Below are 24,473 nucleotides of genomic sequence, written 5' to 3'. Positions count from 1 at the left end.
TGAGGGTAATTATGACTGGATTATTGAATAAATTAAAACTCACACTGGCATTGGTTATCTGTTCAGCCAGTTTTGCTACCGCCGCCCAGGATAAAATAACGGTAGGTGTCGATACTGCTTTTGTCCCTTTTGAATTTAAACAAGGTGATAAATATGTCGGGTTTGATATCGATTTGTGGGATGCCATCGCGAAGAAAATGCATATCAGCTACGAATTAAGGCCAATGGATTTTGGCGGCCTGATCCCCGGATTACAATCGCGTAATCTGGATGTGGCGATGGCGGGTATAACAATTACCGATGCGCGTAAACAGGTCGTGGATTTCAGTGACGGGTATTATAATGCCGATCTGTTAATGGCCGTGAAAAGTACTGACAATACTATTGTTAAATTCAGTGATTTGACCGGGAAAAAAGTCGGCCTTAAGCAGGGGACGGCGGCGGCCAGCTTTATGAAAAGCAAATATAAAGCGAATTATATCGAGTTCCCGAACATCGATAACGCCTATCTTGACCTGCAGGCCGGTAATCTCGATGCCGTCGTTCACGATTCGCCAAATGTCCTTTACTACGTGAAGACGGCGGGTAATGGCAAGGTCAAATCCACCGGTGAGACGGACAGCATTCTGCCACAGCAGTATGGCTTTGCGATGCAGAAAAACAGTAGTCTGACGCCAAAAGTAAACCAGGCGCTGCAGGCCCTGCGTGCCGATGGCACCTACGATAAGATTTACGTTAAATGGTTTGCTAAGCAGCCGAAATAACCCTGCCAGGTCGGCGCGATCCGACCTCATATTTTCTTGACGGGTACAATGATGAATTTTGACAGTCGCTATATTTGGGAAGCATTACCGCTGCTGATGCAAGGCTTGCAGCTGACGCTGATTATTTCGTTAACAGGGTTGTTGGGCGGGTTAATTATTGGTTTGCTGGCGGGGACCTGCCGCGCATTAGGCGGTAAAATAGCCAAAACGGTGTCGCTGGTGTTTGTCGAATTAATCCGCGGAACGCCTATTATGGTGCAGGTGATGTTTATCTATTTCGCCCTTCCGATGGTATTGCCGGTGCGTATTGACCCGGTCCCCGCCGCCATTATCACTATTGTCATTAATTCCGGCGCTTATATTGCCGAGATCACCCGGGGCGCGATTCTGTCAATCAATAAAGGATTTAAAGAAGCCAGCCTGGCGATGGGACTATCGCCGCGCAGTACATTATGGCATGTCATTATGCCGCTGGCTTTTCGGCGAATGATCCCGGCGTTAGGCAATCAGTGGATTATCAGTATAAAAGATACCTCGCTGTTTATTGTCATTGGCGTGGCGGAATTAACCCGCCAGGGACAAGAGATTATTGCCGGTAACTTTCGTGCGCTGGAGGTGTGGACCGCGGTGGCGATGATTTATCTGTTGTTGACATTGTGTCTGAGCTTCCTGCTGAAACAACTTGAGAAAAGGATCCATATTTTATGAGCATGGTTGAATTTAGCGCGGTGGCGAAAAACTTCGGCGCCACTCAGGTACTGCACGATATCAATTTAAAGATTGAAGCGGGCGAGGTGGTGGTGATCATTGGCCCCTCCGGCTCGGGAAAATCGACCCTGCTGCGCTGCATTAATAAGCTGGAGGAGATCTCCTCGGGCACGCTGCTGGTGGCGGGCATGCATATTACGGATCCGCACGCCAATGAGTGTGATATTCGCCGCGAAGCCGGTATGGTGTTTCAACAGTTTCATTTGTTCCCGCATCTGACCGCCCTGGAGAATGTCATGTTCGGTCCGGTTCGCGTACGTAAGCAGAGCAAGGCCGCGGCGCGGGAGCAGGCGCTGGCATTGCTGGACCGCGTGAGTCTGCGTGAACGCGCTAACCACTATCCGGCGCAACTCTCTGGCGGTCAGCAGCAGCGGGTGGCGATTGCTCGCGCCCTGGCGGTGAAACCCAAAATGATGTTATTTGATGAGCCAACCTCCGCCCTCGATCCCGAACTGCGGCATGAAGTGTTAAAGGTTATGCGCTCGCTGGCCGAAGAGGGCATGACAATGGTGATTGTGACGCATGAGATTGGCTTTGCCAGAGAGGTCGCTTCGCGGTTGATCTTTATCGATGGCGGCACCATTGCCGAAGATGGTTCACCTGAGGTGCTGCTCACAGCCAGCAGCAATCCGCGTCTGCAAGAGTTTTTACAACATGTATCCTGAACATAAGTGAATAATGACAATATGAAAACAATCGCAATCCGTGGTTCCGCCTGTGCGGTAGGTCAGCAGCTTGGCGCGTTTGGTCGTGAGGCCTGGCATACTAAAATCAGGCAAACAGCGCTGTGGCAAACCGTCACCGCCATGAAAACGGCGGAACAAATCCAGCGCATGCGCGCAGCCGTCCAGGCTCAGTTCCCGCTGATCTGGCAGGAGCTGGAGGGCATGGCAGAGGGGCTGCAGGCGCCAGTGGAGGAGGTGTTTGCCTGGAACTGTCGCGGCGATCTGGTACGTTCGACGTCGGATGGCTGCACCACCCTGGCGGGGAGATGCGCTGAGGGGGAGTTAATTATTGCGCACAACGAAGACGGCTTCCCGCAGCTGCGCGGTGAATGCGCCATCGTCCATGTGACGCCGGATGCGGGCCTCGCCTTCACCAGCTTCGCCTATCCCGGCTCCCTGTGCGGGCACACCTTCGCGGTGAATGAGAAGGGGATAGTTAATACGGTCAACAACATTCGTGCCGTGCATCGTCCGGACGGGATGCCGCGCCAGATTCTGGCCCGCGCATCGCTGAATGCCACCACCTTAGATGAGGCCATTAGCCTGCTGACCGCCTCACCGCGCGCGGGCGCGTTTCACCACACGCTGGGTCAAATGGGTGATAGCCGTCTGTTTAGCGTGGAAGCTACTGGCTCCGGCAGCTCAGTGCGCGAGCTGACCGCCACCTTTGGGCATGCCAACCATCTGATCCATCCCCAGCTTGAGGGCATGGAACAGATCGTGACCGGGAGCTCCGGCTCACGCCAGCAGCGCCTGGACGCGTGGCTGGCGTCGAATCCGTCGCTGGATGGGGCAGCAGCGAAAGCGATGCTCTCCGACCAGCAGGATCCGCTGTTACCGATTTACCGGCTATCTCCCGACGATCCGGACGAGGAAAATACGCTGGCGACGGCCATTTTTACCCTGAGTGCGACTCAGGTCGCGTGGCAGGTCTTCACGCTGGATCGGGAAAACGCGGTTTTACAGGGCAGCCTTTAGCGGGTTGAGGGCGTTTTCAGCAGGGCGATCAGCAGCGTACTGCCCGCCATGATCCCCGCCGCCAGCCACACCATGCCTGACAAGCCCGCGGTGGCGATCAGCTGGCCGCCGACAAGCGCCCCGGTGCCGATGGCGGCATTAAAAATAGCCACATAGATGGCGGACGCCGGCTGGGCGACCTCGCCTGCGCTGCGCAGCAGCCAGGTCTGTAAGCCGACGAATACAATCGCGATACCGGCGCCCCACAGGGCTAACAGCAGCCCGCTAAAACAGAAAGGCAGGGGGGCAAGCCGTCCGGTGCCGAGGAGCGCCAGCGCGCCCCCGCTCAGCAGCAGTGAAGCAAAAATCAGCCCCTGCAGATGACGATCGATAAGCTTACCGGCGATAACGTTACCCACCAGTCCGGAGATCCCTGACAACAGCAGCAGGCCGGAGAGGGTGGTCGCCGGTACTCCCTGCAGTGTTATCAGCAGCGGTTCAACGTAGGTGAAGGCGGCAAAGTGAGCGGTAATGATGCAGGCCGTGGCACCATACAGGCCACAGAGCAGCGGATTGCGGAAGATATCGCGATAAACACGCAGCCTGACCGGGGTGGGCGCGGGCAGCGTCGAGCACAGCACTACCGCTGCGGCCAGTGACAACAGGGCCACCGCCAAAAACGCGTGTCGCCAGCCCGCCAGAGTGGCGATAAAGCTTGCCAGCGGCACCCCCACCACGCTGGCCGCCGACACGCCGCCAAAAATGATTGCCGTAGCCAACCCCAGCCGGTGCGGCGGCGCCAGCTGCGCGGCGACGATGCCAATTAAGGCCCAGAAGGCGCCATGCGCCAGGGCGCCAATCATGCGGGCGCTCATCAGGGCGAACATGGAATAAGACCGGGTCGCCGCGAGGCAGGAAAGCGCCAGGGTCAGCATGAGCCCGACCAGCAGCGCCTTGCGTGAAATACGCGCCGGCATCGCGCCGGAAAGCAGGGCCGCCAGGGCGCCCACCCAGCCGTAGGCGGTGACGGCAAGCCCCATACCGGATTCCGTCTGGTGAAAATCCGCTGCCAGGGCGCTAAGCATGCCCACCGGCGCCAGTTCGCTGGTGACGATCGAAAAGGCGCAGATCCCGAGCGCAATGACGGCTATCCAGACGCGCGCCGGGGTTGGGTTAAGGGGTAAAGCAATCTCTTTCATATCAGGCGTATCCTAAGAAGAGGGAAGTCGCGCATGGTGCACGGACGTTCAGGTGAGGAGAGCACAGGCGATCGGATGGCCTGTTTGTCTCCGCGAGTGGCGTGCAGTATCATCCCTGCAAAATTGATAAAAAAGAGCAGAAAACGGAGAGCCGTTTTCCATAAACGGAAAAGAGATGACAGCAGAATTTCATTGGGACGATGCGCGCATCTTCCTCGCCATCGCCCGGGCGGGAACGCTGAGCGGCGCTGCCGACAAGATGAACATGGGGATTGCCACCGTGTCCCGCAGGCTGGATCGGCTGGAACAGTCGCTGAAGGTCCCGCTTTTCAGCCGCCATCAGAGCGGCTATCGCCTGACCGACGATGGCGAAGCCCTGCTCGCGCGGGCGGAGGCGCTGGAATACGCAGGCCTGGCGTTCGGCGAAGCGGCGCAGCTGCAGGGGCATGTCGCCGGGGTTGTCCGCCTGGCCACCTCGGATAACCTGGCCACCCATTTTATTCTGCCGTCACTGAAAGGGCTCCTGGACCACTATCCTGACCTGCGGGTGGAGGTGTTGAGCGGCGTGCAGCCGGTGAACCTGCACCGTCGGGATGCCGATCTGGCGATCCGCATGGTTAAGCCTGACATCGGGCATCTGACGTTAAAGCGGCTGGGGACGGTGGGGTTTGGCGTCTATGGCGCCGCCGGCTATCTGGCCGGCGCGGACGGCCTGTCGCTGAGCGAGGCGGACTTTGTGGGGTGGCCGGAGACTCACCAGCACCTGCCGGCCGCCCAATGGATCGCGCGCACCCTGCGAGGGCGTCCCTGTAAAGTCGAAGCCAATACGCTCGTGGCCCAGGTTTCCGCGGTATCAGCGGGACTTGGACTGGGCGTCCTGCCGCACTTTATGGCGCGGGCCAGCGGGCTGCAGTACCTGCAGCCGGAGATCGGTGCGGATCAAACACTTTGGCTGGTGATGCATTCCGACCTGGCCGGGTCCAGACGCGTGCGGGTTATCGCCGACCATCTCATCACTCTCTTTGCGGACCATCAAGATCGGCTGGCGTTGCCCTGAAGGGGCGTAGGTATCTCGTGTATCGATAAGACTGCCCGGGGGGGACGAGTTGCGGTTTTTTTTCCGCGCCAGCTAACAATGATACTCGTCGCGCAAGATTCGGCCCAATGCTGCTTCGCAGTTGAAAATACTGCAGAGTGAGAGGATATCCCCGTCCGGCAAAATAATTTTGTGTTGTTGCCAGCGCCGCATTGTTGTACTCCCCCAGAAATGCCTGTCGATGTTAGGGTGAGACGTTTATCATTACAGGAGAACGCAAATGATTGTCAGGACCTGGCACGGCTGTGTGCCATTGCAACATGCCGAGGGGTTTGCCCGGCACCTTGAGCGGACCGGCGTGGAACACGCCCGGGGTATCCCCGGCAACCGAGGCGCGCTGGTGCGCCAGGAAAACCAGGGCGAATGGGCGCATTTCTTTCTCGCCACCTACTGGCAGGATCTTGCGGCGGTCAAAGCCTTCGCAGGCGAAGACTATCACGTCGCGGTCACCTATCCGGACGACGACGCATTCGCACTCCTCTCCGACCCCTATGTGTTTCAGCATGAAGTTGAGGCCGTGTCGCCGCTGTAGGCTGATGACCGGGCAGGTGGAAGATCGGCCAGCAACAGACGGTTGCTGGTCGCGTGAGATCGACGTCTACCTTGCATGGGCAGCCAGCCACCGCCAGGTGAACGTGGCATGACGGGAACACTCAGCGCGTGAGGGCAGCGACAATGGCGTCCTCCATTTTCTCCGGTGTCGTGAACGGGGCAAAACGCCTGAGAGGGGTGCCGTCACGAGCGATCAGGAACTTGGTGAAATTCCACTTGATCCGGCCGCCGAGCATGCCGGGCAACGCCTGTTTCAGATAACGAAACAGCGGGTGTGCGGCAGGGCCGTTGACGTCCACTTTCGCAAACATCGGGAAGCTCACGCCGTAGTTAACGTGACAGGTCTGCTCGATTTCATCCGCACCGCCGGGTTCCTGCTGACCAAACTGGTTGCAGGGGAAACCCAGCACAACCAGCCCCTGAGCCGCGTACTTTTGGTAGAGCGCTTCAAGGCCAGCATATTGCGGCGTGAAGCCACAATGGCTGGCCGTATTCACCACCAGAACCACCTTGCCAGTATAGTCAGACATTGAGAGGGGCTGGCCGCGCAGGCGGGTGGCCGTCAATTGATAAAAAGGGGTCATAGCAGGCTCCTGAGAGTAGAAACAGTTCAACGCCGACGATCGCGCGAATGTTTGAAGCAGATTAGGCAGTTATGATACACAGGGTTAGGGATTTGTACCTGGAGTGTTAAAAAAACGCCAGTTATCATAGAAAAAATCGCGAACAGGAACGGCTGAAAATGATGAAATATGTCTTATCGCTGGTGGTGGCGGCGATGCTTGCAGGATGTATCAGCACGCCAAACTTGCCGCCGACAGATACTATTGTGGCGGTTAAACCCACGGAGTCCGGTATTGTCGCCAGCTCAGCGAAATACAGTTACCGCTTTGTCCGTGACGGTGTGCCGCAGGAATATCAGCGTTATAAGACCTTTTATGAACGCTTTCACCAACAGGCTTCCGGCGTGCGGGTTAACTTTGTCGTGGAACAACATGAGGTGACGGCGGAATATCTGGTGGTGATGGATCAGCGCAAACTGGATGCCGGGCAGCATAGCGAGCTGGTGAATCAGTATCATGCGGTGCAGATTGATAACGATCGCCTCGGGGTGTTGTTTAAAGCGACAGGATTTTGGACTGCATCGGACGCGTCAGATCTGGCCGCCGCCTACCAGTTAGCGCACCCCGTTGTGGTATCAATCAATGATAAGACCAAAACGATCAGCTCGCTTGGCGCCGTTGCCCTGGCCCCGTTGTTTCCGTTTTACATGATGTATGGATGTGCCACCGGGCCTTGTGTCTGAGAAAAACAGCCAGCAAGTCACTCGACTTACTGGCTGAGCAGTTAACTATGCTTCACTTTTGGATGACTGCTTGTGAAACAGTTCGCGGAATACCGGGTAGATATCCTCCTGGTCGCGAATATGCTGCATGGCGAAATTATCAAAGGTCGCCTGCAGATGTTCATACTCGCGCCACAGGGTTTGATGCGCCCGGCGGGTAATTTCGATGTAGCTGTAATAACGCACCACCGGCAGAATTTTCTTTGCCAGCAGTTCGTGGCACAGCGGGGAGTCATCGGCCCAGTTGTCGCCATCCGACGCCTGGGCGGCGTAGATGTTCCACTGCGCCGGGTCATAACGGGCCTGCACCACTTCATCCATCAGTTTCAGGGCACTGGAGACGATGGTGCCGCCGGTTTCCTGAGAATAGAAGAATTCGTGTTCATCCACCTCTTTGGCCTGGGTATGGTGACGGATATAGACCACGTCGACGTTTTTATAGGTCCGGCTGAGAAACAGATACAGCAGGATATAAAAGCGCTTGGCCATGTCTTTGGTGGCCTGGTCCATCGAGCCTGAGACGTCCATCAGGCAGAACATCACCGCCTGGCTGGAGGGCTCCGGCCGCTTTTCGTAATTTTTGTAGCGTAAGTCAAAGGTGTCGATAAACGGCACCCGTTCAATTTTGGCGCGCAGCTCGGCAATCTCTTTACGCAGGCGCTCCTCCTCCAGCAGCTGCACCGGTTCGCTGCGGCTGATGGTCTCCAGATCCTCCTCCAGGGCGCGCAGTTCCCGGCGCTTGCCGGCGGTCATCGCCGTACGGCGAGCCAGCGAGTTCTGCAACGAACGCACCACGCTGATGTTGGCTGGCACCCCATTCGAGGTAAAGCCCGCGCGATGAGTTTTAAACTCGTTCAGCTGCCGGTGCTGGTTCTTCTTCAGGTTCGGCAGGGCCAGATCTTCAAATAACAGATCCAGGTACTCATCTTTCGAAATCTGGAAGACAAACTCATCCTTTCCTTCACCATCGGCGCTGGCTTGCCCCTGTCCACCGCCGCCGCCGCCGCCACCGCCCTGCGGGCGCTCAATGCGGTCGTTTTGCACAAAATGGTCGTTGCCCGGGTGGACGCGGTTGCGCAGGCCGCCGCGACCCTGATGAAACATCGGCTCGTTGATATCGTCCGTCGGGATCGAGACGGATTCTCCGCTCTCAATGTCGGTTACCGAGCGCTTATTGATAGCCTCGGAGATCGACTGTTTGATCTGCGCCTTATAACGGCGCAAAAAGCGCTGGCGGTTGACGGCGCTTTTGTTTTTCCCGTTCAGGCGTCGGTCTATGAACCAGGTCATATGCCCTCCTGTACTGCATTAGCCAACTTTACTTATCATCATTCAGCTGCAGTTGACCCGGCGGCGTACCGCCGGGCTTGACGCATCAGGACGATTTACGAACCCGCAGGTACCACTCGCACAGCAGGCGAACCTGTTTGCGGGTGTAGCCTTTCTCCATCATGCGGTCGACAAAGTCGTCGTGTTTTTTCTGCTCATCAGTGGATGTTTTGGCATTAAACGAAATGACCGGCAACAGCTCCTCGGTATTAGAGAACATTTTCTTCTCAATAACCGTGCGCAGTTTCTCGTAGCTGGTCCAGTTCGGATTACGTCCGCTGTTGTTGGCTCTGGCGCGCAGCACAAAGTTGACGATTTCGTTACGGAAGTCTTTCGGGTTGCTGATCCCGGCCGGCTTCTCAATTTTCTCCAGCTCCGCATTCAACGACTCACGGTCAAACAGCTGCCCGGTATCCGGATCGCGATACTCCTGATCCTGGATCCAGAAGTCGGCGTAGGTGACATAGCGATCGAAAATGTTCTGCCCGTACTCGGAGTAGGATTCCAGATAAGCGGTCTGGATCTCTTTGCCGATAAACTCGGCGTATTTCGGGATCAGATAGCCTTTGAGGAACTCCAGGTAGCGCTCGGCGTTCTCCTGTGGGAACTGTTCGCGCTCAATCTGCTGCTCCAGCACATAGAACAGATGCACCGGGTTGGCGGCCACCTCGACATGGTCGAAGTTAAACACCCGTGACAGGATCTTAAAGGCAAAGCGGGTGGAGAGCCCGTTCATCCCTTCATCCACCCCGGCGTAATCGCGATACTCCTGATAGGACTTCGCTTTCGGGTCGGTATCTTTCAGGCTTTCGCCGTCATAGACCCGCATCTTCGAGTAGATGCTTGAGTTCTCCGGCTCTTTCAGACGCGACAGAATCGAGAAACGCGCCAGCGTTTCCAGGGTGCCCGGGGCGCACGGTGCGTGAGTCAGCTCACTGCTGTTGAGCAGTTTTTCATAGATGCGGATCTCTTCGGAGATACGCAGGCAATAAGGCACCTTGACGATATAGACGCGGTCGAGGAAGGCCTCATTGTTCTTGTTATTACGGAAGGTCACCCATTCCGATTCGTTGGAGTGGGCGAGGATTATCCCGTTGAACGGCAGGGCGGAGATCCCTTCGGTACCGTTATAGTTCCCTTCCTGGGTGGCGGTCAGCAGCGGATGCAGCACCTTAATCGGCGCTTTAAACATCTCGACGAATTCCATAATCCCCTGGTTGGCACGGCACAGCGCACCGGAGTAGCCATAGGCGTCCGGGTCGTTTTGCGCATAATGTTCCAGCTTACGGATATCCACTTTACCGACCAGGGCCGAAATATCCTGGTTGTTCTCGTCGCCCGGTTCGGTTTTGGCGATGGCGACCTGCTCAAGAATCGATGGCCAGACTTTGACCACGCGGAATTTAGTTATATCGCCGCCAAATTCGTGCAGGCGCTTGGCCGCCCATGGCGACATGATCGTGCCGAGATAGCGGGTAGGGACGCCATACTCTTTCTGGAGGATCTGCGCATCCTCCTGCGGATTAAACAGGCACAGCGGGTGATCGTTGACCGGGCTGCGCTCGCCGTTGGCGCTCAGTACATAAATGGGCACGCGCTGCATCAACGCTTTCAGCCGTTCAGCCAGCGACGATTTACCACCGCCCACCGGCCCCAGCAGATAGAGGATCTGTTTCTTCTCTTCCAGCCCCTGGGCGGCATGCTTGAGGTAGGAAACGATCTGCTCAATGGCGTCTTCCATACCGTAAAACTCTTCAAAGGCCGGATAGCGTGCGATAACCCGGTTTGAAAAGAGACGGGATAGCCGCGGCTCGAGAGCCGTATCAACCATGACGGGTTCACCAATGGCCATCAACAGACGTTCTGCCGCATTGGCATAGGCACTGCGATCTTGCCGGCAGATGGTAAGAAACTCCTGCAGTGTGAACTCTTCGTCCTTGGCAGCTTCATAGCGCTGGCGATAGTGATCGAATATATTCATGGCATGCCGTCCTTTCGTTTTTTAGCACAGGTTGAGAGCCGTTCATATGAGTAGTGGGGGCCCCCGGAAGACATAAGCTGAACGTCGCTCTCCAGATATCCAGCAACCCTTATGCCAGGTTGCGGGTGGAGTAGCGTGAATGTGCCCTGCAATTACACCTTCTAAATTTAAGCGTAGATGCATTTAGAAATCTTGCATGACGCAGAAAATCAATTTCAATGACATATCAATAACTCATCCTGAAAATGACGCTTTTTGATTCGTCAGGACGCGAAGCTGTCACCGGGTTGTCACCAGATAGTAAGAGAAGGGTGAGAAAGTGAACGATTTGTGTCATGTCGGGTAAAGAATTTGAGGCATGAGACCTACGACGGTAAACTGCACGGGCTGATTATTTGACAACGGGAATATGGATTGTGACTAAAATCAAACTTCTGGCACTCGGCGTGCTAATTGCGACGTCCGCCAGCGCGGCGCATGCCGACGGGAAGTTCACTCTTGGGGCTGGCGTAGGTATCGTTGAGCATCCGTATAAGCAATATGATGCGGATGTCTATCCGGTGCCGGTCATTAGTTATGAGAGCGATAACTTCTGGTTCCACGGGCTGGGCGGGGGCTACTACCTGTGGAATGATACCAACGATAAATTGTCGATTACGGCCTACTGGTCACCGATGTACTTCAAGCCGGGTGACAGCGACAGTGAACAAATGCGTCGTCTGGATAAACGTAAATCGACGGTGATGGCCGGTCTTTCGTATGTCCACAACACGCCCTATGGCTTCCTGCGCACGACGATTGCCGGCGATACGCTGGATAACAGCAACGGTATCAACTGGGATCTCGCCTGGCTGTACCGCTACACCAACGGTAACCTGACGCTGACCCCGGGCATTGGCGTGGAGTGGAACAGCGACAATCAGAACGAATACTACTATGGCGTCTCACAGCACGAGTCTCGTCGCAGCGGCATGCGCAGCTATGACCCGGACAGCAGCTGGAACCCGTATCTGGAGCTGTCGGCTAACTATCGCTTCCTCGGCGACTGGAGCGTATACGGTATTGCACGCTATACCCGTCTGTCGGATGAAATTACCGACAGCCCGATGGTGGATAAATCCTGGAGCGGCCTGATCTCCACCGGGATCACCTACACCTTCTGATTGTGCATTATCACAGTGCACTTCATGCATCAAAACAGGGCCTTGTGCCCTGTTTTGCTTTATGGTGGTGCAGAAAGCTAAAGAGGAGGAGACGGTGAAAAAAACAGTACGCTTTGGCGAGCAGGCGGCGGTTCCGGCCATCGGGCTGGGCACCTGGTATATGGGCGAAAATGCGGCGCAGCGTCAGCAGGAAGTGGCTGCACTGCGCGCGGGCATCGACCACGGACTGACGGTGATCGATACGGCGGAGATGTATGCCGACGGCGGGGCGGAGGAGGTGGTGGGCCAGGCAATCCGCGGCCTGCGCGACCGGGTGGTGCTGGTCTCCAAAGTTTATCCCTGGCATGCCGGCGGAGCGGCGATGCGCCGCGCCTGTGAAAACAGTCTGCGCCGGCTGCAGACCGACTATCTCGATATGTATCTCCTGCACTGGCGGGGAGATATCCCGCTGCAGGAGACGGTTGAGGCGATGGAAAGGCTGGTGGACGAGGGCAAGATCCGCCGCTGGGGCGTCTCCAATCTGGACACCGACGACATGCAGGCGCTGTGGCGGACGGCGGGTGGCGAGCATTGCGCAACCAACCAGGTGCTCTATCATCTCGCATCGCGGGGCATTGAATACGATCTCCTGCCCTGGTGCCAACAGCACAGTCTGCCGGTGATGGCCTACTGCCCGCTGGCCCAGGCGGGGCGCTTACGCAATGGACTTTTTCAGCATACCGATATCATTAATATGGCAAAGGCGCGGGGGGTGACAGTCGCGCAGCTGCTGCTCGCCTGGGTGATTCGTCATCCCGGAGTGCTGGCGATCCCGAAAGCGGCCAGTATTGAGCATGTGGTGCAGAATGCCGCCGCGCTCGATATCGTCCTCAGCCCGCAAGAGCTCGCGCAGCTGGATCGCCTCTATCCGCCGCCGCAGCGAAAAACCCGGCTGGATATGGTTTAATCAGCACCTCAGCCAGCGGAGAAAAAAAGCCCCGTCGGAAACGGGGCTTTTTGCTGTTAGCGTTTTTTCACGCTGATGGTCTGCGCCAGGCGAGAAGGGGTCTCTTCGCTGGCTTTCTGCGGTTGGGTCACGCAGCAGGTTTCGACGCAAACGAAGGTTTTGTAACCATCGTCCGGCATGTCGCCCATGCTGACGGACAGCGCCGGGCCCGGGTTCCAGGCCACTACGTTGTGCTGATGATGATGCACCACGTCGATAGTGCGGTTGAGCGCATCGTCATGGATCACGCTGCAGCTGTCGGCATTGAGATAAACGCGATCGGTGCGGTCCGGGAAGGTCTGCACGCCGTTGCTCAGCACGCCTTCTTCGGCATTCTTCACTTTATCGATATAACGCTCGCCAAGACCGCTCACTTTCACCGCCGCGATATCGCCAACGTTGAAGTAAGTGTGCAGGGCGGAGGTGGTCTCGAATTCGCCGTGCGCTTCCAGCTCGATTTCGCAGGTCTTGCCCAGCTTGAAGCGAGCATAGAGAGTGAACTCGTGCGGCCAGAGCTTTACGGTTTCCGCGCTGTGCTGGAGCGCAAACGTCAACATCACGCCATTGTCGTCTTCGTCATGGCCTTCCAGGGTCCACGGCAGATTGCGGGCAAAACCGTGCGACGGCAGACCCTGCTGCGCAGAAGGGCCAAACCAGGGCCAGCAAATCGGCACGCCGCCGCGCAGGGCGACGCCCTGTTTAAATGGGGTGTTGTTGCTCAGCCACAGGACTTCTTCTTCACCGGCGGGTTTCCAGGAGAGCAGATGCGCCCCCTGCAGCGCCACAGAGGCTTTCACCTGCGGATGGTCGATGACAATCAGCTCCAGGTCGTCAAGCTGGCGACGGGAGATAACGGGCGAAATGGTTTCATTCACCGGGAGAGCAAAAATTTTATTTATCATTGTGCAATCCTATCTCTGCAGACAAAAAAAAGAGCGACCGAAGTCGCTCTTACAGATTACTTATTCATCTCAACTTATTTGGAGATGTGAGCAATCAGATCCAGAACTTTGTTGGAGTAGCCGGTTTCGTTGTCGTACCAGGAAACCAGTTTCACGAAGTTGTCGTTCAGTGCGATACCTGCTTTAGCATCGAACACGGAAGTGCAAACTTCGCCGTTGAAGTCGGTAGAAACAACGTCGTCTTCGGTGTAACCCAGAACGCCTTTCATTGCGCCTTCAGAAGCGGCTTTGATGGCTTTCTTGATTTCTTCGTAGGACGCTGCTTTTTCCAGACGAACGGTCAGGTCAACAACGGATACGTTCGGAGTCGGAACGCGGAACGCCATACCGGTCAGTTTGCCGTTCAGTTCTGGCAGTACTTTACCTACTGCTTTAGCAGCACCGGTAGAGGACGGGATGATGTTCTGAGCTGCGCCGCGGCCGCCGCGCCAGTCTTTGTGAGACGGGCCATCAACGGTTTTCTGAGTAGCGGTGGTAGCGTGGACGGTGGTCATCAGGCCTTCAACGATACCGAAGTTGTCGTTGATAACTTTAGCCAGCGGTGCCAGGCAGTTGGTGGTGCAGGAAGCGTTGGAAACGATGTCCTGGCCAGCGTAAGTGTCGAAGTTAGCGCCACGAACGAACATCGGAGTGTTGTCTTTGGACGGGCCAGTCAGAACGACTTTTTTCGCGCCAGCGGTGATGTGTTTACGAGCGGTTTCGTCGGTCAGGAAGATACCGGTTGCTTCAGCAACAACGTCAACACCAACTTCGTCCCACTTCAGGTTAGCCGGGTCACGTTCAGCGGTAACACGGATTTTTTTACCGTTAACGACCAGATGACCGTCTTTCACTTCAACGGTACCGTCGAAACGACCGTGAGTGGAGTCATACTTCAGCATGTAAGCCATGTACTCTGCGTCTAACAGGTCGTTGATTGCAACGATCTCGATGTCAGAACGTTTCTGAGCAGCACGGAAAACAATGCGACCGATACGGCCAAAACCGTTGATACCTACTTTGATAGTCATATATTCCACCAGCTATTTGTTAGTGAATAAAAGGTTGCCTGTAAAATTACAAAAACCTTACGCAGCGTCAAGCGGAATCGTGTCAATCATTGCGACAAATCAATCCTGAGCACACCTTGCGCGATTGATTTGCCTCACTCTCCCTTTGAGCCCAATTCCATATGGGGGCTGCGCGCGGAATTTTAAAGGGCATTTAAGATAAAAACGTGATTTAAGTCACAATTATCTGGCTGCCTGTGGGCACCGGATAAGTTTAGAACAAAAGTGTACGCTTCATTGTTAATGTTTTGTTAGAATTGGAGCGAAAGTAGTCCATTGCAAAGCGAGATGTAAGCCTATGGCGAATAAACCCTCCCCGGAAGAGCTGAAAAACGGCTTGAGCGAAATGCAGTTTTACGTGACGCAGCATCATGGCACCGAACCGCCTTTCACCGGACGGCTGCTGCACAACAAGAAAAACGGCGTGTATCACTGCCTGGTGTGCGATGCGCCGCTGTTTAACTCCCAGACCAAATACGACTCCGGTTGCGGCTGGCCGAGCTTCTACGAGCCGGTAAGCGATGAGGCCATTCGCTATCTGACCGATAACTCGCACGGCATGCAGCGCATTGAGATCCGTTGTGGAAATTGTGACGCCCATCTCGGCCACGTGTTTCCGGATGGTCCGCAGCCGACCGGCGAGCGCTATTGTGTTAATTCGGCGTCGCTCAGCTTCACCGACGAGCAGAATGGCGAGCAGATCAAGGGTTGAAGAAACGATTCAGCAAATTATTCCAGGCGGAGGAGAGCGGAAGATGGATATTGAGCAAATTATCGACAGCATGACCCCGGAAGTGTACCAGCGTCTGGCGACGGCGGTGGAGCTGGGAAAATGGCCGGATGGCGTGGCGCTGACGCCGGAGCAGAAGGAAAATAGCCTGCAGCTGGTGATGCTGTGGCAGGCCCGGTATAACACCGACGCCCAGCACATGACCATCGACACCCGTGGCCAGATGGTGATGAAGAGCAAACAGCAGCTGAAAGAAGATTTCGGCATCGTGCCGAAGCCGATCGCCACCGTTAAGCTGCAATAAACTGCTCGCGGGGCGGGAGCGGTTCCGGCGTTGGGTGATCCCACGCCGGACGGCGTCAGGCTGAACGACCGCGCGCAGCGCTCAGACCAGCCTGCTTACTTTTTATTCATCATCGCTTTCAGATCGGCAAACGGGTTGTAGGTGGCCTCGCCGACGCTCTTTTGCGCATCTTCTCCCGCCACCACCGTAGAGCCATACTGATCGGCTTCGGTGTACTTCGAATGTTCGTGATCGTGACAGTACAGGCACAACATCTCCCAGTTGCTGCCATCTTCCGGGTTGTTGGAGTGGTCATGATCGATGTGGTGCACCGTCAGTTCGCGCAGATTGGAGTAGACAAACTCCCGCGAGCAGCGCCCGCACACCCAGGGAAAAAGCTTGAGCGCCTTTTCGCGGTAACCCACTTCCAGACGCGCGTAATTTTTGGGGATATAGGCCATGGCCCCCTGCCTCCTGTCAAACGATTAAGCTGCGCCAGCGCGTGGCGCAGCGGATAACAGGCATCATAACCGATCCCGGGCGGCGCGAGATACCTGCATTGCAGCCGATGCTGCCTGCGTCACGCTGCCCGGCGGCGTTGATCGGTGAAACAGCCGCGGTTAGTGTTTGATCCCCAGCGATTCCGCCAGCTGACGGGCCAGCTGGTTCTGGTCATCGGCGCCATATTCCCAGAACATCGCCCCGGCGAGGCCCTTCGCCTTGATGTAATCCGCCTTAATGGCCACCGAGCGCGGGTTCTCATACGACAGCGCGAACAGCGGCTTGCCCTCCGCGGACTGCACCGACAGCCACGGGACTTTCGCTTCATCGTCCCAGTGCTCGGTAAAGCGTTTTTGCGGATCGTTGAGCAGTTTGGCCACAATATCGTTGTATTTCACATAGGTGTCTTTGCTCAGGTCATAGCCCAGCGAGGCAAACAGCGCGATCTGTTGTGGCCCAAAATAGGGCTGGGTGACCGGATTGTTTTGCGCATCCGCTTTCGTCCAGTCGATCCCCGGCTCGACGGCCCGTTTCGGTACCCGGCCATAGAAACCAATCCCGAGGTTCATCTGGCTGGGTTTTAGCCCGGCGGCCAGGTAATTGTTGACCACAAAATCGGCGCTGTATTTATCCGCCGCGGCGACCGTTGGCCAGTGGCTGGAGTCATACAGATTCGAGTTGAAGTACTGTGTGCCGTAGGCCATGTCGTAGGTCATCAGGTTGATGTAGTCGAGTGAGGGCGCAATCGCTTTAACGTCCACCCAGCTTTTCGGACTTTCTGCGTTAGCCCCCACGGCAATAGTGACCAGTTTCCTGGTACCAAACGCTGCACGAAGCTCTTTTAACAGCGCGGTAAAGTTATCGCGGTCGGCCGGTTGGCTGGCAACCAGCCCCCAGGCGCCGTTGACCGGAAACTCCCAGTCGAGGTCAATCCCATCCAGACCATATTTTTCAACAATTTCCTGCGCAGACTGAATAAACACCTTACGGGTTTCTTGGGTGGCCGCCGCGCCGGAGAAACCGCGCGCCCCCCAGCCGCCGACCGACAGCAGGACCTTGAGGTTCGGGTTCTGTTTACGCAGGGCAGGGATTTTTTGCAGATCCGCCTGCACCTTCGGCGACAGCCAGATCTCGTGCAGATGCGCAGGATCCTTCAGGGCCGCATTGGTCTCGTCTTTCTCATCGTTATAAATAAGGCCAAACGAGTAGTTGAGGTGGGTAATCTGCCGGACGTCCAGCTTGTCGATATCGCCGCCCGGCCCGGCAGTGACGTCGCCGCCGCCGTTGAAGTAGCCGACGGACATCAGCGGTTGGGCAGAGAGCGCGGAAGCGCAAAGCAAGGGCAAGGCTGCCAGCAAGGGCAAACGTTTCATAGTGGTTCCTCTTTGACATAAAAAAATAACCACGCCACGGAAATGGCGTGGCGAAAAAATAGCCTTGCCAGACTACCAGCAATAACCTGTTGAAACTGCGAGAGAGTTCAATTTATGGACGATAACGAAGTGGCGGCAAAAGAAGACCCGGCGCGTGGACGCCGGGGGAGGGGTTACGCGTGAGTTTCCCGCCAGTCGTCGAGGGTATACAGCGTGGCGCCCGCGGCGGCCATTTCCATAAACGCCTGGCTGCTGTCCTGCGGCTGCAGATTTACGCCGCGACAGCCGTCGGTGATGACGTTGACCGCGTAGCCCAGCGTCAGGGCATCCAGCACGGTAAATTTGACGCAGTAGTCGGTGGCGAGGCCGAGAACGGTCAGCTCCACAATGCCCTGCGCCCGCAGCCAGCCATCCAGCTCGGTTTTCTGCCGGTGACCGTTGTCAAAAAAAGCGCTGTAGCTGTCAATGGCCCGGTTTTGTCCTTTGTGGAATACGGCGGCGATCGCCTGCTGCTTAAGCAACGGATGCAGCGCCGCGCCTTCACTGCGCTGTACGCAGTGATCCGGCCAGAAGGTCTGCGCCAGGCCGTCGAGTTCACCCTGGGTGTAAGGTTCCACCTGGTGCTGGCTGGCGAAGCTGCCATGATCCGCCGGGTGCCAGTCCTGGCTGGCGACGATCGGCTCGCCGCGCGCCTGGCTCCAGTCGATAAGCGCATTGGCCACCTCGATGGTGCTGTCGCCTTCGGGAACCGCCAGCGCGCCGCCGGCGCAAAAGTCGTTTTGCAAATCAACCAGTAATAGCGCTCGATGTGCCATACGTTCTCCTTAAGCTTCGTCGGGGGTCAGTTCGCCACGCAGATTTTGCTGCATCGCCGCGCGAATAGCGTCAACGTCCAGCTGCTGGCTAAGCAGATAGTGTAGCTTGGTCAGCGTCGCTTCCACCGTCATATCGAAACCACTGATGACACCCGCCTGAGCGAGAGCGTTACCGGTGGCGTAGCCGCCCATATTCACTTTACCGGACATACACTGCGTCAGATTGACCACCACAATACCGCGCTGGCTGGCTTCCGCCAGCACCTGAATGAACTCGCCATTCTGCGGGGCATTGCCGACGCCGTAGGAGCGGAGGATCAGCGCTTTCACCGGCTGACGCAGAAAATTGCGCACCACATCGGCGGAGATACCGGGGTAAATCGTCACCACGCCAATCGGCTGTGGGGTGATGGGGTGCACGATAAGCTCTCCGCGGCCCTGCGGGGCGGGCGGCGTTCCGAGACGACGGATATGGATCCCGGCCTCCAGCAGCGGCGCGAGGTTTGGCGAGGCGAAAGCGTCGAAGCCGTCGGCGTGGGCTTTGGTGGTGCGGTTGCCGCGGAACAGTCGATTGTTGAAGAACAGCGCGACTTCGTTAATCGGGTAGTTGGCGGCGACGTACAGGGCGTTGAGCAGGTTAATTTGCCCATCAGAACGCAGCTCGGCCAGCGGAATTTGTGACCCTGTCACAATCACCGGTTTGCCGAGATTTTCCAGCATGAACGACAGCGCCGAGGCGGTAAACGCCATGGTGTCGGTACCGTGGAGGATCACAAAGCCATCATACTCCTCGTAATGGCTGCGGATATCGTCGGCGATGTGCTGCCAGTCCTCGGGGGTCATATCGGAGGAATCCATCAGCGGATGGTATTCGTGGATCGTGAAGTCCGGCATCTCCGGACGATGGAACTCAGGCATCAGCGCCAGCTGACGCTGCAGATGGCCGGAAACGGGTACATAGCCGTGTTCAGAGCGCTGCATACCGATGGTCCCACCGGTGTAGGCAACGTAAATCGATTTTTTTTGCATAGCATCGCTTAGGTTGGTCGTAGACAGGCGCAGTATAAAGAGACGCAGGAAAAAATACAGCGTCGGTCGCTGGCTTTGTGGCGGTGCTGGCAGGAGAGGGAAAAAGGCGGCCCCGGGGGACGGGGCCGCCACTGCGTATTAACGAATATTGGCGCAGGTCAGGCAGAAGGCATAGCGGTTTTGCGGGTCGTTAAACGCCGCCAGTTTGTCGCTCTCTGCTTTCACCGTTTCAGCCGCCGCGGCCACCGGCGCAGGCAACCAGGCCTGAATGGCCGCCGGCAGCGAAGCGCGTACCGAGCCGGTCAGGCTATCCAGCACCATCGAGAAGAAGGTCGGCTCTTCCTGATAGTAGTTAAGGTGCCAGGTTTTCAGCTTCGCCAGCTCGGCGGCCTTGGCCACCGCGTCGTCGAAATCGCCGAGGCTGTCGACCAGGCCGTTGGCTTTGGCATCTTCCCCGGTCCAGACGTGGCCCTGGGCGATCTGGTCGATTTTTTCCGGCGTGCTCTTACGGGCGTTGGCCACCAGGGTGATAAAGCGCTGATAGCCGTTCTCTATGCTCAACTGCATCAGCTGCTGTACTTCCGGCGGCAGCGCTTTGGTGCTGGAGACATCGGCCAGCGGCGACGTGGCGACGCCGTCGGTGTGGACGCCAATCGACCCGAGGGTATTTTCCACGGTATTGATCACCCCAAAGATACCGATGGATCCGGTGAGGGTGCTTGGGTTCGCCACGATGTAATCCGCCGGGGTGGAGATCCAGTAACCGCCGGATGCCGCCATGCCGCCCATCGAGACCACTACCGGTTTACCGGCGGCTTTGGCTGCCGCCAGCTCTTCACGAATAATTTCCGAGGCGGTCACGCTGCCGCCAGGGCTGTTAACGCGAAGAACGATGGCCTTAATTTTCGGGTCGAGGCGCGCATCGCGAATTTGCGCGGCGGTGGTGTCGCCGCCGACGTTGCCCGGGGTCTCCTCACCGTCCATGATGGCGCCGTTGGCGAAGATGACCGCGATGGCGGAACCCTGGTCAGACGGCGTCTTCACGTTGTAGTCGTAATAGCTGATCGCCCGATAATTGTTATCGGTTTTGCTCCAGCCAAACTGTTTGGTTAACGCCTTTTCCACTTCCGTGGAGGTCGCCAGCTCATCCACCAGCTTATTGTCCAGCGCATATTTCGCTGTATCGCCGCCCACTTTACGCAGGCCGTCGATAATGCCCTGGGCGCCTGGGAAGAGCTGCTGGGCGGTGATCTGGCGGTTGGCGGCAATGGTGTTGAGGTAGTTCTGCCACAGTTCGCCAATCCAGCGGCTGTCCGCTTCGCGGGCGGCAGGGGACATATCATCGCGAATGAATGGCTCAACGGCGGATTTATAGGTGCCGACGCGGAAGACGTGGGTGGAGACTTTCAGCTTATCCAGCAGCGATTTGTAGTACAGCCCGTTGGTGGCGAAGCCGTGCAGGTCTACCTCGCCCTGCGGCGAGAGCCAGATTTTGTTGGCAAAGCTCGCCAGGTAGTACTGGCCCTGGCTGTAGCTGCTGCCGACGGCATAGACCGGTTTGCCGCTGTCACGGAATTCGCGCAGCGCTTTGCCGATATACTGCATGGACGGCTGGTCGCCGCCGACGAAGTTTTTCAGATCCAGCACAATACCGGTGATATTGCGGTCATCTTTCGCCTGGCGAATGGTCTGCACGATATCGAACAGAGAGTTCTCCTGCAGACGGTCCGAGCTGGCGCCAAACAGCTGGCGGCCAATTACGCCGAGCTTGCTGCTGGCGGAAGGTTTATCCACCACCACGCCGGTAATATCCAGCAACAGCGCGCCGCGCGCGGCATGTTCGCTGGTGGTGGTGCTGAACTGGCTCCAGATACCGATACACACCAGCACCAGCACCAGGAAGATCGCATTCAGAGCCAGTTTGCGAATAAAGTTGAGTATCCGCCACGTCCATTTAAAAAAGCTGGCAATCAGTCGCCAAAGGGTTCGCATGTCTTCTCCCTAACGTTATCTAAAAAGGGCAGGCCGCAGGGGCCGCCGCGTCTGGCTATCCTAAAGAGTGAGCCGTCGGTTGTCAGCAGGAATCACCGACCGCGCTGTAACAAAATCCTTGTGCGTGTTAATTTTATGAAAAATAACATCACAGGAGTTATACAGATGGATGCTCTCGAACTGCTGCTTAATCGCCGAAGCGCTTCCCGCCTGGCTGAACCGGCCCCGGCGGGCGAACAGCTGGAAAATATACTGCGCGCCGGGCTGCGCGCCCCGGACCATGGCACCCTGCAGCCGTGGCGCTTCTTTATTATCGCCGATGACGGCCGCGAGCGCTTCAGCCAGTTGCTGGAAAAGGGGGCCCGGGAAGCCGGCCAGGATGAGAAGGGAATAGAGAAAGCCCGCAATGCGCCGTTCCGCGCGCCGCTGATCATTACCGTGGTCGCGCGCTGTGAAGACCACCCGAAAGTACCGCGCTGGGAGCAGGAGATGTCCGCAGGCTGTGCGGTGATGGCGATGCAGATGGCGGCCCTGGCCCAGGGATTCAATGGCATCTGGCGCAGCGGAGCATTGACCGAGAGCCCGGTGGTGCGGGCCGGCTTCGCGTGCCGCGAGCAGGATAAAATTGTCGGTTTCCTCTATCTGGGCACGCCGCAGCTAAAAGCCTCAACCACGATTGCCCTGCCGGATACCGCGCCGTTTGTGACGCGCTTCTGAGTCGGTGCTTATTATGCCGGGTGGCGGCTTGCGACTTATCCCCGGTGGCGCTACCGCTTACCGGGGCTACAGCGCTGTGCGATTTGGTCGCCCGGACAAGGCGCGCCAGGCGCCGCATCCGGGAGTTTAACGGCGATAACGTTATTTCTGCGTTTTGGCGAATTCGTCTTTGGCTTTCTGCAACTGTTGCTGGAAGGCCGGGTTGGTGTGCAGCGTAGCGACCACCGCGGAGCCGACGATGCGCGCCGCATCGACATCGCTCTGCCAGTGATAGCCGCAGATCACCCGGCTCTCGCCGAGCTCATAGCCGCGCTTCAAAATTTCGTTTTGCCGCTGCGGGTTGATCTCCGCCAGCACCAGCGCGGTGGCCCAGCCGATAGAGGTATGTCCGGACGGGTAGGAGCCGTTTTTTGACAGCTTGTCCTGCTCGGCGGTATTGCAGGTGGAGACGCCATAGAACGCAAACGGGCGAATGCGCATATATTTCTCTTTCGCGCTGCGGGTCGCCAGATCGCCGGCGTCTTCAATCATATTGGTCAGCAGTTTGTGAAGCTGCGGCGCGTCTTTCTCGGTGATCGGTGAGCCAAAAGCACTGGAGAAAGCGTTGGCCACGCCGCCAGCGCTGAGGTTCGCGTCCTCTGCCGCCAGTTTTCCGCGCTCGGTATTGCGCAGCAGACGGCCTTGCTCATACATCGCCTGATCGTTTAAAAACGCGATACTGCCCACCGCCGGCGGTGGCGGCAACAGCGCCAGGCTGTCGATAGCCTGAGCATTGGTCAGATAGTAGAGATCGGGCTTGGTGGTGACATCATTCCCGGGGGGAACCAGAGCGAAGGCGTTAACGGAGAAGAAACTGGCCAGGCAAAGGGCAAGAACACGCTTTTTCATTAGAATTTCCTTACGTCATAATCATTCCAGAGAAGACAGTCCTGTGCTGTCACATTTCTGTCATCGTTAAGTAAAAGTGAAAATGGTGCGGAAAAAATTGCCGTGTCTCGCAAAAACGGCTTTTTGTCTGCTTAATGAGCAACCATACGCGATTTCAGACTGTCGTACTTACCACCCTGGCGTTTGGGCGCTAACATAGCGGGATTGCAATGACAGGAGATGTCCATGAGCGAGCAAGCCATTCGTTTAACGCAATACAGCCACGGAGCCGGTTGTGGTTGTAAGATTTCCCCGAAAGTACTGGAAACTATCCTGCATAGCGAGCAGGCGAAGTTTGTCGACCCGAACCTGCTGGTCGGCAACGAAACCAGCGATGATGCTGCCGTTTACGATCTTGGCAACGGCACGTCCATCGTCAGCACCACCGATTTCTTTATGCCGATTGTCGATAATCCGTTCGACTTTGGCCGCATCGCCGCCACCAACGCCATCAGCGATATATTCGCCATGGGCGGGAAACCGATTATGGCGATTGCCATCCTTGGCTGGCCAATCAACACCCTGGCGCCGGAAATCGCCCGCGACGTGGTGGAGGGTGGGCGCTTTGCCTGCCAGCAGGCCGGGATCGCGCTGGCGGGCGGCCACTCCATCGATGCTCCGGAACCGATCTTCGGTCTGGCGGTCACCGGCGTGGTGCCCACCGAGCGCATCAAGAAAAACAGCACCGCCCAGGCGGGCTGCAAACTGTATCTCACCAAACCGCTGGGGATCGGCGTACTGACCACCGCGGAGAAAAAATCGCTGCTCAAGCCGGAACATCAGGGGCTGGCGACAGAGACCATGTGCCAGATGAACCTCGCCGGCGCCGCGTTTGCCGCCGTCGACGGGGTGAAGGCGATGACCGACGTCACTGGCTTTGGCCTGCTTGGCCACCTCAGCGAGGTGTGCCGCGGAGCGGGCGTGCAGGCGCAGTTGCGCTATGCCGATATCCCGAAACTGCCGGGGGTGGAGGAGTATATCGCCGCCGGCGCGGTGCCGGGCGGCACCGGGCGCAACTTTGCCAGCTACGGCCATCTGATGGGCGAGATGCCGACGGAGTGGCGGGATCTGCTGTGCGATCCGCAGACTTCCGGCGGCCTGCTGCTGGCGGTGACCCCGGAAGCGGAAGCCGAAGTACAGGCCGCCGCGGCGCAGTTCGGCATTAAGCTGGCCGCCATCGGCGAGCTGGTGACCGCCCGCGGCGGGCGACCCATGATCGAGATCCGTTGAT

At 57.2% G+C, this 24,473-nt stretch carries 26 protein-coding genes; 13 read left to right on the top strand and 13 right to left on the bottom strand.

Translation table 11 applies throughout. The features are described 5' to 3' along the window. Window positions 1-11: 11 nt before the first annotated feature. Genes glnH through B8P98_RS16415 form a run of 4 tightly spaced genes read left to right on the top strand, consistent with a single transcriptional unit; the run spans window position 12 to window position 3,235 of the window. Window positions 12-764: a glutamine ABC transporter substrate-binding protein GlnH gene (gene glnH, locus B8P98_RS16430; RefSeq protein ID WP_025714012.1), complete on the top strand. Its 753-nt coding sequence runs from the start codon at window positions 12-14 to the stop codon at window positions 762-764. 51 nt (window positions 765-815) lie between these two features. Beyond that, window positions 816-1,472 (top strand): glutamine ABC transporter permease GlnP, encoded by a 657-nt coding sequence (glnP, locus tag B8P98_RS16425; protein WP_025714011.1) that lies wholly within the window; start codon window positions 816-818, stop codon window positions 1,470-1,472. Between the two features lie 2 nt (window positions 1,473-1,474). Continuing rightward, window positions 1,475-2,197 carry a glutamine ABC transporter ATP-binding protein GlnQ gene (gene glnQ, locus B8P98_RS16420; RefSeq protein ID WP_095033648.1) on the top strand — a complete coding sequence of 241 codons (723 nt, stop codon included), beginning with the start codon at window positions 1,475-1,477 and terminating at the stop codon, window positions 2,195-2,197. Window positions 2,198-2,218: 21 nt separating this feature from the next. Continuing rightward, window positions 2,219-3,235: a C45 family autoproteolytic acyltransferase/hydolase gene (locus tag B8P98_RS16415; RefSeq protein ID WP_095033647.1), complete on the top strand. Its 1,017-nt coding sequence runs from the start codon at window positions 2,219-2,221 to the stop codon at window positions 3,233-3,235. Here the strand turns inward: B8P98_RS16415 and B8P98_RS16410 are convergent. Beyond that, window positions 3,232-4,413: an MFS transporter gene (locus tag B8P98_RS16410; protein ID WP_095033229.1), complete on the bottom strand. Its 1,182-nt coding sequence runs from the start codon at window positions 4,411-4,413 to the stop codon at window positions 3,232-3,234. The genes B8P98_RS16415 and B8P98_RS16410 overlap by 4 nt on opposite strands. 175 nt (window positions 4,414-4,588) lie before the next feature. On the opposite strand from B8P98_RS16410, the gene B8P98_RS16405 reads away from it, so the two are divergent. Next, window positions 4,589-5,470, top strand: a complete 882-nt coding sequence (locus B8P98_RS16405; RefSeq protein ID WP_095033228.1) for a LysR family transcriptional regulator — start codon at window positions 4,589-4,591, stop codon at window positions 5,468-5,470. A 72-nt stretch (window positions 5,471-5,542) separates the two neighbouring features. On the opposite strand, the gene B8P98_RS31030 is transcribed toward B8P98_RS16405, so the two are convergent. Continuing rightward, window positions 5,543-5,662: a hypothetical protein gene (locus tag B8P98_RS31030; RefSeq protein WP_165931811.1), complete on the bottom strand. Its 120-nt coding sequence runs from the start codon at window positions 5,660-5,662 to the stop codon at window positions 5,543-5,545. Between the two features lie 67 nt (window positions 5,663-5,729). Between B8P98_RS31030 and B8P98_RS16400 the strand changes: the two genes are divergently transcribed. Beyond that, window positions 5,730-6,041: a hypothetical protein gene (locus B8P98_RS16400; protein WP_095033227.1), complete on the top strand. Its 312-nt coding sequence runs from the start codon at window positions 5,730-5,732 to the stop codon at window positions 6,039-6,041. A 121-nt stretch (window positions 6,042-6,162) separates the two neighbouring features. Here the strand turns inward: B8P98_RS16400 and B8P98_RS16395 are convergent, their stop codons facing one another. Next, complete coding sequence (locus tag B8P98_RS16395) at window positions 6,163-6,645, bottom strand: glutathione peroxidase (protein WP_080897211.1); 483 nt, start codon at window positions 6,643-6,645, stop codon at window positions 6,163-6,165. Between the two features lie 158 nt (window positions 6,646-6,803). On the opposite strand from B8P98_RS16395, the gene B8P98_RS16390 reads away from it, so the two are divergent. Further along, complete coding sequence (locus B8P98_RS16390) at window positions 6,804-7,367, top strand: hypothetical protein (RefSeq protein WP_080897210.1); 564 nt, start codon at window positions 6,804-6,806, stop codon at window positions 7,365-7,367. Between the two features lie 45 nt (window positions 7,368-7,412). Here B8P98_RS16390 and B8P98_RS16385 read toward each other — a convergent pair whose 3' ends face one another. Both B8P98_RS16385 and yeaG read right to left on the bottom strand, forming a co-directional pair. Continuing rightward, window positions 7,413-8,696, bottom strand: coding sequence for a YeaH/YhbH family protein (locus B8P98_RS16385; RefSeq protein ID WP_012968476.1), 1,284 nt, complete (start codon window positions 8,694-8,696; stop codon window positions 7,413-7,415). A gap of 85 nt (window positions 8,697-8,781) precedes the next feature. Then, window positions 8,782-10,716, bottom strand: coding sequence for a protein kinase YeaG (gene yeaG, locus B8P98_RS16380; protein WP_008807632.1), 1,935 nt, complete (start codon window positions 10,714-10,716; stop codon window positions 8,782-8,784). A 416-nt stretch (window positions 10,717-11,132) separates the two neighbouring features. Between yeaG and B8P98_RS16375 the strand changes: the two genes are divergently transcribed. Continuing rightward, entirely contained in the window at window positions 11,133-11,879 is a 747-nt protein-coding gene (locus B8P98_RS16375) for a MipA/OmpV family protein (protein WP_004203780.1), read from the top strand. Between the two features lie 94 nt (window positions 11,880-11,973). Then, entirely contained in the window at window positions 11,974-12,825 is an 852-nt protein-coding gene (locus B8P98_RS16370) for an aldo/keto reductase (RefSeq protein WP_025714004.1), read from the top strand. A gap of 56 nt (window positions 12,826-12,881) precedes the next feature. Here the strand turns inward: B8P98_RS16370 and B8P98_RS16365 are convergent, their stop codons facing one another. Together B8P98_RS16365 and gapA are read right to left on the bottom strand one after the other, a co-directional pair. Further along, window positions 12,882-13,766: a D-hexose-6-phosphate mutarotase gene (locus tag B8P98_RS16365; RefSeq protein ID WP_025714476.1), complete on the bottom strand. Its 885-nt coding sequence runs from the start codon at window positions 13,764-13,766 to the stop codon at window positions 12,882-12,884. Between the two features lie 74 nt (window positions 13,767-13,840). Then, entirely contained in the window at window positions 13,841-14,836 is a 996-nt protein-coding gene (gapA, locus tag B8P98_RS16360) for a glyceraldehyde-3-phosphate dehydrogenase (RefSeq protein ID WP_004203784.1), read from the bottom strand. 337 nt (window positions 14,837-15,173) lie between these two features. Here gapA and msrB point away from each other — a divergent pair, with 337 nt between their 5' ends. Next, entirely contained in the window at window positions 15,174-15,587 is a 414-nt protein-coding gene (msrB, locus tag B8P98_RS16355) for a peptide-methionine (R)-S-oxide reductase MsrB (RefSeq protein ID WP_008807627.1), read from the top strand. Window positions 15,588-15,630: 43 nt separating this feature from the next. After that, complete coding sequence (locus B8P98_RS16350; protein ID WP_004203787.1) at window positions 15,631-15,909, top strand: YeaC family protein; 279 nt, start codon at window positions 15,631-15,633, stop codon at window positions 15,907-15,909. A gap of 95 nt (window positions 15,910-16,004) precedes the next feature. On the opposite strand, the gene yajD is transcribed toward B8P98_RS16350, so the two are convergent. From yajD to sppA, 5 genes are all read right to left on the bottom strand, one after another. Continuing rightward, window positions 16,005-16,349: an HNH nuclease YajD gene (gene yajD / locus B8P98_RS16345; protein ID WP_002901254.1), complete on the bottom strand. Its 345-nt coding sequence runs from the start codon at window positions 16,347-16,349 to the stop codon at window positions 16,005-16,007. A gap of 159 nt (window positions 16,350-16,508) precedes the next feature. Further along, window positions 16,509-17,762: a glycoside hydrolase family 18 protein gene (locus B8P98_RS16340; protein ID WP_025714475.1), complete on the bottom strand. Its 1,254-nt coding sequence runs from the start codon at window positions 17,760-17,762 to the stop codon at window positions 16,509-16,511. Window positions 17,763-17,935: 173 nt separating this feature from the next. Continuing rightward, window positions 17,936-18,577 (bottom strand): bifunctional nicotinamidase/pyrazinamidase, encoded by a 642-nt coding sequence (gene pncA / locus B8P98_RS16335; protein ID WP_025714474.1) that lies wholly within the window; start codon window positions 18,575-18,577, stop codon window positions 17,936-17,938. 9 nt (window positions 18,578-18,586) lie between these two features. Next, window positions 18,587-19,606 carry an asparaginase gene (ansA, locus tag B8P98_RS16330; protein WP_023289277.1) on the bottom strand — a complete coding sequence of 340 codons (1,020 nt, stop codon included), beginning with the start codon at window positions 19,604-19,606 and terminating at the stop codon, window positions 18,587-18,589. 138 nt (window positions 19,607-19,744) lie between these two features. Then, a complete protein-coding gene (sppA, locus tag B8P98_RS16325) occupies window positions 19,745-21,598 on the bottom strand; it encodes a signal peptide peptidase SppA (protein ID WP_025714473.1) in 1,854 nt (617 codons plus the stop codon). 165 nt (window positions 21,599-21,763) lie between these two features. On the opposite strand from sppA, the gene B8P98_RS16320 reads away from it, so the two are divergent. Further along, window positions 21,764-22,315: an NAD(P)H nitroreductase gene (locus tag B8P98_RS16320; RefSeq protein WP_025714472.1), complete on the top strand. Its 552-nt coding sequence runs from the start codon at window positions 21,764-21,766 to the stop codon at window positions 22,313-22,315. A 141-nt stretch (window positions 22,316-22,456) separates the two neighbouring features. On the opposite strand, the gene phoC is transcribed toward B8P98_RS16320, so the two are convergent. Then, window positions 22,457-23,203 (bottom strand): acid phosphatase PhoC, encoded by a 747-nt coding sequence (gene phoC, locus B8P98_RS16315; RefSeq protein WP_025714471.1) that lies wholly within the window; start codon window positions 23,201-23,203, stop codon window positions 22,457-22,459. Window positions 23,204-23,428: 225 nt separating this feature from the next. Between phoC and selD the strand changes: the two genes are divergently transcribed. Beyond that, window positions 23,429-24,472 (top strand): selenide, water dikinase SelD, encoded by a 1,044-nt coding sequence (gene selD / locus B8P98_RS16310; protein WP_080897206.1) that lies wholly within the window; start codon window positions 23,429-23,431, stop codon window positions 24,470-24,472. Window position 24,473: the final 1 nt, after the last annotated feature.

The organism is Klebsiella quasivariicola (genome assembly GCF_002269255.1).
Taxonomy (GTDB): Bacteria; Pseudomonadota; Gammaproteobacteria; order Enterobacterales; family Enterobacteriaceae; genus Klebsiella; species Klebsiella quasivariicola.
The sequence above is the reverse complement of the archived record's forward strand: the minus strand, read 5'-3'. Positions and strand labels throughout refer to the sequence as shown.

Bases quoted from the DNA above. Each gene is read 5' to 3' on its own strand.
- msrB (WP_008807627.1), top strand. From the start codon at position 15,174: ATGGCGAATAAACCCTCCCCGGAAGAGCTGAAAAACGGCTTGAGCGAA.
- pncA (WP_025714474.1), bottom strand. From the start codon at position 18,577: ATGGCACATCGAGCGCTATTACTGGTTGATTTGCAAAACGACTTTTGC.
- B8P98_RS16395 (WP_080897211.1), bottom strand. From the start codon at position 6,645: ATGACCCCTTTTTATCAATTGACGGCCACCCGCCTGCGCGGCCAGCCC.
- B8P98_RS16365 (WP_025714476.1), bottom strand. From the start codon at position 13,766: ATGATAAATAAAATTTTTGCTCTCCCGGTGAATGAAACCATTTCGCCC.
- B8P98_RS16340 (WP_025714475.1), bottom strand. From the start codon at position 17,762: ATGAAACGTTTGCCCTTGCTGGCAGCCTTGCCCTTGCTTTGCGCTTCC.
- B8P98_RS16350 (WP_004203787.1), top strand. From the start codon at position 15,631: ATGGATATTGAGCAAATTATCGACAGCATGACCCCGGAAGTGTACCAG.
- B8P98_RS16410 (WP_095033229.1), bottom strand. From the start codon at position 4,413: ATGAAAGAGATTGCTTTACCCCTTAACCCAACCCCGGCGCGCGTCTGG.
- ansA (WP_023289277.1), bottom strand. From the start codon at position 19,606: ATGCAAAAAAAATCGATTTACGTTGCCTACACCGGTGGGACCATCGGT.
- sppA (WP_025714473.1), bottom strand. From the start codon at position 21,598: ATGCGAACCCTTTGGCGACTGATTGCCAGCTTTTTTAAATGGACGTGG.
- gapA (WP_004203784.1), bottom strand. From the start codon at position 14,836: ATGACTATCAAAGTAGGTATCAACGGTTTTGGCCGTATCGGTCGCATT.
- B8P98_RS31030 (WP_165931811.1), bottom strand. From the start codon at position 5,662: ATGCGGCGCTGGCAACAACACAAAATTATTTTGCCGGACGGGGATATC.
- glnQ (WP_095033648.1), top strand. From the start codon at position 1,475: ATGGTTGAATTTAGCGCGGTGGCGAAAAACTTCGGCGCCACTCAGGTA.
- B8P98_RS16405 (WP_095033228.1), top strand. From the start codon at position 4,589: ATGACAGCAGAATTTCATTGGGACGATGCGCGCATCTTCCTCGCCATC.
- glnP (WP_025714011.1), top strand. From the start codon at position 816: ATGAATTTTGACAGTCGCTATATTTGGGAAGCATTACCGCTGCTGATG.
- glnH (WP_025714012.1), top strand. From the start codon at position 12: ATGACTGGATTATTGAATAAATTAAAACTCACACTGGCATTGGTTATC.
- B8P98_RS16390 (WP_080897210.1), top strand. From the start codon at position 6,804: ATGATGAAATATGTCTTATCGCTGGTGGTGGCGGCGATGCTTGCAGGA.
- B8P98_RS16320 (WP_025714472.1), top strand. From the start codon at position 21,764: ATGGATGCTCTCGAACTGCTGCTTAATCGCCGAAGCGCTTCCCGCCTG.
- selD (WP_080897206.1), top strand. From the start codon at position 23,429: ATGAGCGAGCAAGCCATTCGTTTAACGCAATACAGCCACGGAGCCGGT.
- phoC (WP_025714471.1), bottom strand. From the start codon at position 23,203: ATGAAAAAGCGTGTTCTTGCCCTTTGCCTGGCCAGTTTCTTCTCCGTT.
- yeaG (WP_008807632.1), bottom strand. From the start codon at position 10,716: ATGAATATATTCGATCACTATCGCCAGCGCTATGAAGCTGCCAAGGAC.
- B8P98_RS16385 (WP_012968476.1), bottom strand. From the start codon at position 8,696: ATGACCTGGTTCATAGACCGACGCCTGAACGGGAAAAACAAAAGCGCC.
- B8P98_RS16415 (WP_095033647.1), top strand. From the start codon at position 2,219: ATGAAAACAATCGCAATCCGTGGTTCCGCCTGTGCGGTAGGTCAGCAG.
- yajD (WP_002901254.1), bottom strand. From the start codon at position 16,349: ATGGCCTATATCCCCAAAAATTACGCGCGTCTGGAAGTGGGTTACCGC.
- B8P98_RS16400 (WP_095033227.1), top strand. From the start codon at position 5,730: ATGATTGTCAGGACCTGGCACGGCTGTGTGCCATTGCAACATGCCGAG.